General features: G+C 30.1%; 11 protein-coding genes. 6 read left to right on the top strand and 5 right to left on the bottom strand.

Annotated features, from left to right (window positions below):
- The first annotated feature begins 2 nt into the window (after positions 1–2).
- The 4 genes from CALAG_RS03985 to CALAG_RS03970 are packed head-to-tail and all read left to right on the top strand — an operon-like array spanning position 3 to position 5,392.
- Positions 3–1,034 (top strand): hypothetical protein, encoded by a 1,032-nt coding sequence (locus CALAG_RS03985; RefSeq protein WP_048816730.1) that lies wholly within the window; start codon positions 3–5, stop codon positions 1,032–1,034.
- Between the two features lie 9 nt (positions 1,035–1,043).
- Complete coding sequence (locus tag CALAG_RS03980; RefSeq protein WP_015232457.1) at positions 1,044–2,246, top strand: aconitase X catalytic domain-containing protein; 1,203 nt, start codon at positions 1,044–1,046, stop codon at positions 2,244–2,246.
- Positions 2,243–2,623, top strand: a complete 381-nt coding sequence (locus tag CALAG_RS03975; protein ID WP_015232456.1) for an aconitase X swivel domain-containing protein — start codon at positions 2,243–2,245, stop codon at positions 2,621–2,623. The genes CALAG_RS03980 and CALAG_RS03975 overlap by 4 nt, the downstream gene beginning before the upstream one ends.
- Before the next feature lie 36 nt (positions 2,624–2,659).
- Positions 2,660–5,392 (top strand): ABC transporter substrate-binding protein, encoded by a 2,733-nt coding sequence (locus tag CALAG_RS03970; protein ID WP_015232455.1) that lies wholly within the window; start codon positions 2,660–2,662, stop codon positions 5,390–5,392.
- Here the strand turns inward: CALAG_RS03970 and CALAG_RS03965 are convergent, their stop codons facing one another.
- From CALAG_RS03965 to CALAG_RS03955, 3 genes are all read right to left on the bottom strand, one after another.
- Positions 5,393–6,121 carry a nucleotidyltransferase family protein gene (locus tag CALAG_RS03965; RefSeq protein ID WP_015232454.1) on the bottom strand — a complete coding sequence of 243 codons (729 nt, stop codon included), beginning with the start codon at positions 6,119–6,121 and terminating at the stop codon, positions 5,393–5,395.
- Positions 6,122–6,228: 107 nt separating this feature from the next.
- A complete protein-coding gene (locus CALAG_RS03960) occupies positions 6,229–7,128 on the bottom strand; it encodes a DUF2797 domain-containing protein (RefSeq protein WP_015232453.1) in 900 nt (299 codons plus the stop codon).
- 46 nt (positions 7,129–7,174) lie between these two features.
- Positions 7,175–9,889: an ABC transporter substrate-binding protein gene (locus CALAG_RS03955; protein ID WP_015232452.1), complete on the bottom strand. Its 2,715-nt coding sequence runs from the start codon at positions 9,887–9,889 to the stop codon at positions 7,175–7,177.
- Between the two features lie 283 nt (positions 9,890–10,172).
- Between CALAG_RS03955 and CALAG_RS07930 the strand changes: the two genes are divergently transcribed.
- Positions 10,173–10,343, top strand: a complete 171-nt coding sequence (locus tag CALAG_RS07930) for a hypothetical protein (RefSeq protein WP_015232451.1) — start codon at positions 10,173–10,175, stop codon at positions 10,341–10,343.
- A gap of 12 nt (positions 10,344–10,355) precedes the next feature.
- On the opposite strand, the gene CALAG_RS03950 is transcribed toward CALAG_RS07930, so the two are convergent.
- Positions 10,356–11,219, bottom strand: coding sequence for a hypothetical protein (locus CALAG_RS03950; RefSeq protein ID WP_015232450.1), 864 nt, complete (start codon positions 11,217–11,219; stop codon positions 10,356–10,358).
- Complete coding sequence (locus CALAG_RS03945) at positions 11,164–11,499, bottom strand: hypothetical protein (RefSeq protein WP_015232449.1); 336 nt, start codon at positions 11,497–11,499, stop codon at positions 11,164–11,166. The genes CALAG_RS03950 and CALAG_RS03945 overlap by 56 nt, the downstream gene beginning before the upstream one ends.
- Positions 11,500–11,697: 198 nt before the next feature.
- On the opposite strand from CALAG_RS03945, the gene CALAG_RS03940 reads away from it, so the two are divergent.
- Positions 11,698–12,678, top strand: a complete 981-nt coding sequence (locus tag CALAG_RS03940; protein ID WP_157463187.1) for an amidohydrolase family protein — start codon at positions 11,698–11,700, stop codon at positions 12,676–12,678.
- Positions 12,679–12,867: the final 189 nt, after the last annotated feature.

Raw genomic sequence — 12,867 nt, 5'->3', positions numbered from 1 at the left:
ATTTGATTATAGATGAAATAGGCGATAAAATGCAAGTCAAAATTAATCAAGAATCCTGCGAAAAATTAGGATCACAATTAAAATCATTAAAAATGAAAAATATTGATATGTATGATGATGAAAATTATTTTCCACCATTAACAGAATCAAAAGAAAATGTTTTCCTATATTTCTTAGTTATGGTATCTATAGATCATAGATTAAGATTCCATGATAAACCTTTTGAGGGATTTATTGAAAATAAGTTTTATCATGGGGCGGATGCATTATATAAGCTAGGTATTTTAAAATATAAAGATGATCCTTCATTTTTCTATCCCGAAAATTTAGCAAATATTAATATAGATACCGTAACCAAATGGCTTACTATTGAAAATAAAGAAGGTAAAAAAATATATCCTAGCGATATTAGAGTAAGACATGAGCTATTAAAGGATATTGGGATAAAGATTAAGAAAAACTTTAGCGATCCCTATGATATAATAACAATATCTAAAGGATATCTAAGAAGGGACTACGGAAATGGGTTTATCGATATTTTAAAAATTTTTAAGGCATATCAAGATCCTGTAGAAAAAAAGGCTTTTTTATTAGCAAAATTTTTGGAAAGAAGATCTATATTAAGCATTAATGATCCATACAATAAAGAGTTACCAATAGATAATCATTTAACGAGAATTGCTTTAAGATTAGGTATTGTAGATGTTGACGATACAACAAGAGAGAAAATTTATGCTAATATTGAATTTTCTGATTGGGAAGATATTTTATTAAGACTATCAGTTAGACAGGCATATAAAATGGTATCCCAATATTCAGGCATTGACCCCTTTATACTAGATGATTTTCTATGGGCATTTGGTAGAAGCTGTTGCAAGACAAAAGATCCCGTTTGTAAAACCTCATGCACAAATGAATGCATAAAAATTACTGGATGCAAAGAAAATTGCATATTTACAAAAGAATGTAAAGCTTTTCAGAATAGAATATATATGATACCTGAGCACAACTTTAAAAATACATGGTGGTATTAGGGCGGTAAAATGTATTTAACAAAAGAAGAAGAAAAGATGCTTAATGGAGATTATGGATGGGCAGTATCTAAGGCATTAAAAGTTATAGTATCTATTGGAGAATCATTAAATGCTGAAAAACTCATTAATATTTCTCATGCTCATATATCAGGAGTTTCTTATGGTAATATAGGAGATCCAGGAAGAAAATTAATAAAGGAATTTGCAGATTCTGGCGTTAAATTCTCAGTAAAGACAACAGTTAACCCAATTGGCTATGATACTATAGACTATGATGCAATACCACTTACAAAAATTGATAGAAATTATCTTAAGGGTCAAGAAGATATATTAATGTCATTGAAGAAAATGGGTGCAAATCTTTCTTTATCCTGCACCCCATATTATTTACCAGAAGTGATTGATATTAAAGAAGGGAGTAGTGTTGCTTGGGGAGAGTCTAATGCTGTTGTTTATGGCAATAGTGTTTTAGGAATTAAAACAAATAGAGAAGGTGGGCCCATTTCTTTAATGGCAGCAATAACTGGGAAAACATATTATTATGGACTCCATATAGATGAAAATAGGATACCTAGCATAAGATATATAATAAGAAGACCAGATGATTATGAATTAAATGAAGTTAGAATAGGTATAATAGGAGAAATAATATCAAAAGCTCACAATGATGAAAGACCACCATACCTAGATGAATATATAAGTAACGAAACAATTATCAAAGAATTATCTGCTTCCTTGGGGGCAGCAGGAAACATAGCTATGATAGTTATTAAAGGTGTAACAAAACAAAAAATTGATGAAAACAAACTAAAAGAAACATTTACCATAGATTATAAAGACATAAAAACTAGAGAAGATGAATTAATGCCTTCCAAAACGCCAGATATCATATATTTTGGATGCCCTCATGCAAACAAAGATGAAATTGAAAAAATTGCAAATCAATTAAAGGAATTTGAAAAAATTAATTCCCAAATAATAATTACTACATCGAGAGAACAAATTTCAAAGGTGAGCAAAGAGACTTTAAGTATACTTAAAGAAAAAAATGTAAAGCTTATTGGAGATACATGTTTAATTGTAAGCCCATTTGGATATAGAGGATTAAACATAGCAACTAATAGCTATAAGGCGTATTTTTATTTATCTAAAAAGGGTATAAATGTTTCATTAATATCAATTAACAACTTGAAAGAGGTATTAAAATTATGAGGGAAATAACTGGAAGGGCTTTAATAAAAGGTGAAGCTGAAGGGGAAGCCTTAGTTATACAAGAGATCAGTTTTTATGGAGATATTAACCCAAACAATGGTAATCTAGTTGATGGAAGAAATGTGAAAGATAAAATATTAGTTGCATATAAGCCAAGGGGAAGCACTGTTGGTTCTTATATTATATATGCTTTAAAGGAAAATGGTTTTGCACCAAAAGCAATTATCATGGCTAAATCTGAACCCATAATAATTGCAGGCTGTGCCTTGTCTAACATACCCTTAATTGATAATATAGATATTAATGTTTTAAAAGATATAAAGGATGGAGATAAAATAATTGTGAAAGGAAATAAAATAATTCTTTTAGATAAATAAATCAAAAAATTTTTAAACCCCTAAGGAAATTTATTCATGGCGATGCCTATTGAAGTAGGTTATTCGTGGAATAGGAAATCAATCTCTAGGTCTCTTATTGTATTATTAATTATATTGGTTGTGGTTGTTATAGGAATACTATTTAGTTTTTACTATTATAGATCAATATCGAGTAAAAGCACATCATCAACATCAACTCAAACTCAATCCACATTAAATTCATTAAAACCAGCATCTCCTGCATCTTTAACAGTTATAGCAGATAATCCAATAAGCGTTTTCTTACCTGGGTATACAAGCTCTAAAGGAAGCTATGCTTTAATATATGTTGGTAATGGGAGCGTTTTGAATTCAACTAGCAATTATGTAAATGTATTATATAAATATCCAGGTATGTATATGCTTTACTATGAAGTATATCAAAACGGTTTAATCTATGGTAGTTCATCAAGCAATCTCATTACATTAGTTGTTACTCCTAATATACCATTAAACTTATCCCAATACCTTACAGTTCCAACAATTACATTTAACATAACAAGAAATCCAACAGCACCAATTTTCTCAACAGGCCAAACAGTTTATTTATCAGGAGGATTTTTGCAACCACCATCTGGTCAAAACATGACTATATATGAATATGTATGGAACTTTGGTAATGGTCAAACTATGACTGTTATGGCAAACCAAACAACATTATTACCTGAAGAAAACCCAGTTAATGTAACTTATTCTTCACCAGGATTATATGCTGTATCATTAACAGTAATAACTAAAAACGTTTCATCTGGGAAAACATATAACTATACAACATATCAAACTATTGCAGTATCTAATAATAGTTTAATGTTTAAAATATTCTCATCTAATCTAAACATACCTAACCCAGGTACAATAATTGTTGCAGAAAATGTTCCAGGAGGTCCATATAGCTTTGATGCAGATATAGATTTAGAGGTTGTTGGTGAAGAAATAATAAGGAATATCTATTCTACTTTGGTTATATATAATGGCTCTAGTACATCAAAATTCTTGCCTATGGCAGCAGAGTATATACCAACTGTTGGTAATTGGTCTCAAAGATATGTTTATGGAGGAATAGCCCCCAACTATTCTATGTACACATTTAAAATAAGACCAAATTTGAGAGCAGCAAATGGAGATAATTTAACTGCATATGATGTCTGGTACTCAATAATAAGATCCCTTCTTTGCTCTGGAGGTGTACCACCTACACCAGGATATGCGTTAGCACAATACTTAATACCAAATTATAGTGAATTCATGCCAATTGTAACCTCTCCTAATGATACCAATGGATTTAATGAGATAATGAATTCTGTGTTTTATAATAATGATACTAATACTGTTACGTTTAATTTAACAGAAAGAGTAAATCCTCAACTTTTCTTTAGTATATTAACAGAATCGGAAGCATCGGTATATGATGCTAAATGGTTAGAACAAGTTGGGGATGGCATTAATTTCACACCAGCTGGATTTTATGCATATGAACAAACATGCAATGGTGGGAATTATAATACACAAGTACAATGGAATCCTATGTCTACCGCACCATACATGATCAAATCTTATACTCCTGGAGAAAGCATTGTTTTATCACCAAATCCATATTGGCCTACAAATATACCCGATATACCTAAACCAAATGATACTGTTATAATATATTGGGTTAAAGATCCAAACACTGCATATGAAATGCTTGCATCTGGCCAAGCTGATATATTGACTAACATACCTTCAAGCTATACACCTTCTATTTTAAACCTTGAATCTGAAGGTTTAGCAACCATTTATGTATATCCCACCTTTAGTGAAAACTTCTTTGCATATACATTAAATGTTAACACTTCTATGCTAAAAAGTATTAATCCTCAATACAATATTCCATCATACTACTTTGCAAACCCATTGGTTAGGAAAGCATTTGCATATGCATTTAACTATACGGAATATCTAAATAGCATCGTAGGAAACGAAAAATACCATATAGACTTTGGTAATGCTTATTGTGGCATATTAATACAAGGTCTTGATTATTACATTCCACCAACAGAGCTAACAGGTTGTCCAACATTTAACTTAACATATGCTAAACAATTAATGGAAGAATCTGGATTTTATAACATAACCGTATACTTCCCAATTTTTGTATCAAGTGGTGATACTGTTGATTTCACGGCAGCATCAATGTGGGCACAAGCATTGCATAATATTGATCCAAACATAAATGCTGTTCCTTTATATATGCCATTTGTTACAATGTATGCATATGATTCTATATACGGCCAAAATCCAATGCCAATTTTCTATATGGGATGGTCGCCAGGCACTCCTACAGCTCTTGAATTCGCCCAAGGAATGATAGAAGAAGGAGGTCCTTATGCTGCCCCAGATGGATTTAATTCAACATATTTGAGTCAATTAAGTAACTATTTCGCTTCTCAAAACAATACGTATTTGGCAAATCTTTTTGCAAATGAAAGTAATGAATATTCTTTATTGAATAATTTAACACTGCAAGCAATGAAAGCTGAGGTTGCTGGTAATACAAGTGAAGCCATGCAGTTATATAAAGAAGTCGATCAATTAACGATCAATTTATATATGTATGTTTACACAATTCAACCTACAAATATGTGGGTTATAAAACCATATATACATGGTTATAACAATCAAATATCATGGGAAGAAAATCCATTAACAAATGCTGCCACCGATTCAGTTTATTGGTGGTGGGAAAAATAGCTATCTAATAACTTTCTTTAAAATTTTTTCATCAATTTTTTTATACCTTTCTAAACTACCTACATCGATCCATTCCTCATTATAGATATAAGCTTTAACTTTCTTCTTATTTTTTATCATGTATGGAATTAAATCTCCCATTATATCGAATTTAGTTCCTAAAGCGTTTTCTATGCTTTTCAATACATCAACATTTAAAGTGAGTATACCAATCGTTACCTTTATTTCGTACCATGGCTTTTCCCTTAAGCGAACAATGTTATTATTCTCATCTATTTCAGCCACTCCAACGGGAATTTGGTATTTATCTGCAACAACAAGAAGTGCGTCTAAATCTTCTTCTTTATGAACCTTTACTATATCGTTAGGATTAAGATTAGCCAGTATGTCCCCATACCATATTAAAACAGGATCTGAATTAATTAAGTTATTTTTGTATGCCTTTAATAATGATCCACCAGTGTTACTATATTTATCATCATCTATACTATAATCTATTTTTAAATTATATCTATTACCATCTTGAAAATAATTCTTTATATATTTCCATTTATAGTTAACCAATAAGATTATATGTTCAAATCCATTTCTTGATAAATGGTGTACAATGTAATCTAGAATTGGTTTTTCTTCTTCACCCAGGGGTATCATTGGCTTAGGAACTATATCTGTATATGGTTTAAATCTAGAACCTTCTCCACCCGCTGGAATAACCGCAGTTAAATCCAAACTTTTTTCACCTTTCAATATTTAAAATATGCATAAACAAATATATAAATGCAAAATAAACAAATGATTTATATTTGTAAAATGTTTCTAATTATTTATAACCTAAATTACAATTTTATTTCATTATTAATTAAAATACTATCTTTATGTAATAGTTGAGATTCTGAATATATATAATTATATTTCATATCTGATAGTATTAAATAACCTCCCCACGCTCCGTTTAATTTTAATTCTTTATTACTTAAATCTCCTTGAATAAAATTAATTTTAGGCTGTCTAATCCTGAATAGCTTTATTTCCTCTTTGATATCAAATTTCTTTAATATTTTATCAGCCATATCCTTAATCTTAATAATAGAATTATACAAGTTTTCTGTAGAAATCCATCTATGTCTCCACAACTCATTTGCTAAACCGCTTTTTGATATATTCATCTCCATTAATCTTGCTTTATATAAACTATCTGTTAAATACAATTGAGTAGCTATTATATGAGGCTGCTCAGCTATTCTTTCCAACAATCTAAATTTTCTTGTTGTTCCTACCTTTGGTAATTGTCCTCCATAATCAATCAAATATACTATATATTCCCCTTTGGTAATTTTTTTATCAATAGTTTTACATGCCTCTAAAGCTTTTTCTCCTCTATAAGATAAGCATAAGCTATAGATTGCCCTATCACTTCTTTTATGCTTGCTGCAGAAACCTTCAGAAGATATTGGGCAATAAAATCTTTTTGTTGGATCATCAACCTCATCTAATGGACCATTATGCCATTCACAAAAGCTATTTATATTTTCAGTTATAAGCTTAATAGTTCCATTGTATTTATAGACTTCAGGATAACCAATTTTTTGAATTAATAAATATTCCAAATCAGAATCATAAGTCTTTATAGTAAATATCTCATTACCAAATAAAACATTTTTACCAGGGTATACTTCTTCATAGACTTCATTATATATTTTTTTCTTAACTAATCTTAAGATAACTCTTTCAAACATTTCTTATCAAAAAATAAGATATAGCAAAAAAATAAAAATTTATTCTTTATCCTTTAACCCACCAGTAATATAAAGAATCGGCCCCTCCTCCTATCATTGGATTTTCTTCATAGCTTATTTGATTATTGAATCCATGCATATATGGCTTAATTATCCAATATTGGTTTGGCTGTTGAGTGTATACATACATATACAGATTTATTCCTAATTGCTCAGCTTCTTTATAAAGTGTTTGTGCCAATGTAGTATTACCACTTTGAGCTGCATTATCAGCCATTATTATTAAATTATTTAATTCAGCATATTCATTAGATTCATTAGCATATAATTGTGCTAAGAATGTATTTCCTTGTGAAGCATAATATTTGCTTAGATTAGCAAAATATTGTGAATTAAAACCATTTACAGATGGATAAGTTGATGTATTTAAGTACATAGCATTAACGAAATCGCTTGCTAATGGATAATCAGCTAGCCAACCTAGATAATATATTGGCATTGGATTTTCTCCTGGAACCTGATATGATATTATAGTTGAAAATGGTTCGTACAGTGGAACAGCATTTATGTTTGGATCAATATTATGCAATGCTTGTGCCCACATTGATGCTGCCGTGAAATCAACAGTATCACCACTTGGTACAATTATTGGGAAGTATACTGATATATTATAATATCCAGATTCTTCCATTAATTGTTTTGCATATGTTAAGTTAAATGTTGGACAACCTGTTAGCTCTGTTGGTGGAATGTAATAGGGTAAACCAGGTATTATAACTCCACAATAGGGACTTGCAAAGTCAAAGTGATATTTAACATTACCTACTATATCATTTAGGTATTGTGTATAGTTGAATGCATATGCAAATGCCTCTCTAACCAATGGGTTTGCGAAGTAATATGATGGAATATGATAAGATGGGTTTAATGAAGATAGCATTGATTGACTAATATTTGAATTAAATTCAAAGAAAAATTCTGATAATGTTGGGAATTCATATAATGATGCCTGTCCTTTGCTTTCCATTTGTTGAATCATAGGTATATAGTTAGATGGTAAACCAGTTACTATATCAGCTTGTCCAGATGCAAACATTTCATATGCAGTGTTGGGATCTTTAACCCAATATATTATAACAGTATCATTTGGTTTTGGTATGTATGAAATATTTGTAGGCCAATATGGATTTGGTGATAAAACAACGCTTTCTCCAGGGGTATAAGATTTGATCATGTATGGTCCAGATGATATTGGGTTCCATTGTACTTGTGTATTATAATTACCTTCATTTGCTTGTTGTTGATATGAATAAAATCCAGCTGGCGTGAAATTAATTCCTGCCCCTATTTGTTCTAACCATTTAGCATCCAATATACCAGCACCTAATGGATCAGCTAATGCAGTAAATAAGAATTGTGGAGCTGTTGGTTTATATAGATGGAAAGTTACTGTATCTGTTTGGTTATTATAAGTTATTGCATTCATTATTTCATCAAATCCTTGTGTATCATTTGGTGCTTTTATTACAAACGTACCAGCAGAATAGTTAGGTATGAGGTATTGTGTTAATATCCAACCTGGTGTTGGAGGTGTTCCTCCTGCAAATAATATATCCCTTATAAATGAATACCATACATCATATGCTGTTAATGGATCTCCATTAGAGAAATACAAACCAGGTCTTATTTTAAATATGTAAACTGTATAATTTGGTGAAATTGCTCCATATAAATATCTAGCAGTTATGTTTGACCAATTACCAACAGTTGGTAAATAAGCTGCTGCCATTGGTAGGAAAGATGTTGTTGATGAACCATTATAAATAACTAATGTAGAATATATGTTTAAAATAACTTCCCCACCAACAGTTTCATAATCTATTTGAGGATCAAAGCTATATGGACCTCCAGCAACATTTTCAGAAACTTCTATTACTCCTGGATTTGGTATCTTTGTTGAAACGGACATCAATGCGTAAGTTTGACCATTACCTGATACTGCAATGCTTTGATATGTTGTATAGTTATATGTTTTCCCAGATGAAACGTTTTTAGTTATTATTGTTAATGATACAGCATATAAACCAGGTTTATTATAAACAACAACTGGATTATATTCAGGTAATAATGTTGTTTGATTTGCTAATATTGTTTTTATTGTTCCATTACCAAAGTTCCATACATATTCATATATTGTCATGTTTTGACCAGATGGTGGTTGCAAAAAGCTTCCTATCAAATAAATTTTTTGAGATACATTAAATAAGGGTGCTGTCGGGTTTTCTGTTGAATTAAATGTAATTGTTGGAACTGTAATTAATGGAGCTATTTTATCGCTTATGTTTGGACTTACTGTTAATTCTATCAAATTTTGATATGAACCACCTATTAAAGAACCTTTGCTTGAATAAACATTGTACATAACTAAATATCTACCAGGATATTTGTATACGTAAGATGCATATTGTGAAGTTACATTTATTTCATTTCCATCTCCCGTGTATAATATGGCATATTTAGTACCTGATGGGAAATTAGGTAAATAAAAGTTAACTTTTGAGCCTGCAATTAATGTGTTTGTTGACACAGACACTGCAGATAATTGTTGGATACTTGAAGTTGATGATGTCTTTGTTGATGTAGAAACGGATGATTTTCTAGTTGCAAAATATACCCCGATCCCTATTATTACTATTACAATTATTACAATACCAGCAATTATACCTTTTGAAATGGAACGCATATTTTCACGGGTACCCATTAGTATTCACCAGACATGTTACCTATAGATAATTAATGCATAAATACTACATGAAAAGTTCATAATGGAAAAACATGAGGATATTTTAAAGCATATGAGGTGTAATTACATTTAATGTTATTTTCAATATTCCTACTTTTAATAAGACTCTAATAATTTTACAAATAAAACAAAAAAGTATTACATTATATAAATCTTTCTCCGTAATACTCTCAAAAATATCCGAAATAAAGAATAATAGTTCATGAAGAACTCGTATATTACTAGGATGTGGTGAGAAAGTATGAGTATAAGAGGATTTAAGAGGTATGGTATGAAAATTTTATCAGTTATGCCTGCTATAATTGCTATAATAAGCCTGGTATTGGGCCTTCATCTAGGGCACCCAGCAACAACACAGGCACATTTACAAGCAATCAATCCAGTAACTGGAGATGACGACATATTCGTATAACATTGAGAAAATTTAGGTCTTTTTTTCATTTAAATAATGTTCATTATACCATTTTTCAAAATCTGATAGTTTGGCTTTCTTTCTAACAATTTCATCTAAATTACTATTAGGTATCCATTGCTTTAATATAGGATCATATTCTCTAAATGGCAATAAATATCTCTCTTTTATATCCCGCCCTAAGAGATTAAATTGTATAATTTCATCCCAATCATATTGTCTATATTCATTAACGATAGTTGTATCAAAATAATTTGTATGAATTACATAGTTAAAATATATTGAATTACTACCTAAAAAAATTTGACCAACAAAAGGAAAAGCCAATAATCTCTTAAAGAGGCTTCTTATATTTTTACTAGAACCCTTTAATAAAACGTATCCTGAAGTGAAAGGCATTGGTTCATCTAATCTTAGATTAAATGAATTTAATCCAATCTTTGGTAAAAATGCACCACCTCTTGAATATAAATTTGCATGCTTTAAATGAAATCTAAACGATGAATACGGTTTAAACTTTTTTATTGGACTAGGCCCCTTAAATGCCTCTATAAGCAATCTATAATTATCTATAGCATTTGCACCTAATGCAGACAATATTAAAACATCTAATGCATCAGGCCTTCTACCTGGATCTGGAATATCGATATTGATTGGTGGGTGACTATCTAACATTTTATATATTGTGTTTATATCATACAATTTATCATTTTGAGAATCATAATAATATAGCCAATTTGGTCTTGAAATATACATATCATCAAATTGGTAAACACTACCATTTGCTATTTCGTTTAATTTTTCAATGGCTTCTTTTTCATTAATTGGAAAATAATAATTTAATATTGTTCCTATAGATGTATGAAATCTTCCCACTAGCCAATAATCTTTGAGCGGCGACGAATCTAACCACTTTCCTTTTACAATAGCAAATGTTAATTTTAATTCTAAAAATTTTTCTTGAAAAATCTAATACTACTGTTGCAAATTTGTTATCCCTTAATAACCTAAAATAAGGTTCTAAAGTTGAATCGGGAACATCCATATAATCAGCTAGCCTAGTTAAACTATAAGGTGGCTTATTTTCTTGAATAGCATTCATTAATTTTAACATTATTTTCCTGTTTAATTGTTTTCCTGGTATTTTTTCTTCCACCTATGCCACCGCTCACTTTTAATGTCTATTGCAATCCCTTTTAACTCGTTTAACTAAATTATTAATACAAATTCAACATTTACATAGTATACATAGTATTGGATTATATAAAATTTTCATAATAAAAACTTCCTATATTTTTTAATTACCACGTTAAACTTAAAATGTTTGGTGAAGAATAAAATTTGGGTAGTATACTTGAAAGCTGACATACCAGTATCCTGCATAATAGATGCCCACGTACACAGCCCTGTAATGAAAAATGCAAAGGATGTAAATGAATACCTTAGAAAATTAATAGATTCTGGAATAGGCGGAGCGGTAATCTTAGGTATTCCCCCCTTTAAAGACTTGTTATTAAAGGTATCTTATGATGACATTTTAACAGAATATGAAAGAACCAAATATCTTATTGAAAAATTTGCTGAAGAAGTTAAGGATTTTTTAACACCAGAAAATCTATTTATAATGGCCCATCAGATTTCTGAAAGTTTTTGCCATTTTATTAAGCATCAAGAAATATCTGCCCTTTCAAATTTTACCGTATTGTTTCCAGCAAATTTATCATTAGAGCCTGACGTACTATCAACAATATTAGAAAGGTCATTAAATGAGGGATTTAAGGGATTTAAAATAATATCTACCCTGTTTTTTAAACATCTAGACGATCCATCTGTAGAAGCAACAATAGAGGTTGCTAATGAAAAAGGTTTACCGGTTACAATACATGGAGGTTGTGACCCAGGCATATGGGAACTACCAAAATTCTGTAAATATGGAGATCCCAGCAAACTTGATCGTATTCTAAATAAATATAAAGATGCTAAAATAATAATTGCTCACGCAGGAGGGTATAGCGCTATAGCTCCTGGAGTATTTATTGATGAAACATTAGAATTGGTTAAAAAATATCCTAACGTCTATATTGATACTTCAGCATTACCAGTGCAACTAATACCTATCGTAATGAAGATGTTTCCAAGAGATAGGATTATGTATGGATCTGATTATCCTGCAGTTAGCAATGCCAATCCTAGAAATTATATGGAAGATGTATTCTTAACTCTCTTAAGTAGTGGTATATCTAAAAGGGATCTTGAAAAGTTTGCGCATGAAAATGCTGAATCTATATTTGATATAGAGTGTCTTTCTCAAAATTATGACCTTATTAATCCATGAATGATTTTATTATAAATATTGATGCAAAAACTTATTTTAGATTATTTCCGCTTCTTTAATTAAATAAAAAATTTTGATGCTTACTTATTTTTGTTTCATATAAAAATAATTCCATTAAATATCCCACTAATTTAAAATCACAAAAATTTTTCTAAGTGTTAATATCTTTATATTTTTAATTTATCTAAT

Origin of the sequence: Caldisphaera lagunensis DSM 15908 (genome assembly GCF_000317795.1) — an archaeon.
Lineage (GTDB): Archaea > Thermoproteota > Thermoprotei_A > Sulfolobales > Acidilobaceae > Caldisphaera > Caldisphaera lagunensis.
The sequence above is the reverse complement of the archived record's forward strand: the minus strand, read 5'-3'. Positions and strand labels throughout refer to the sequence as shown.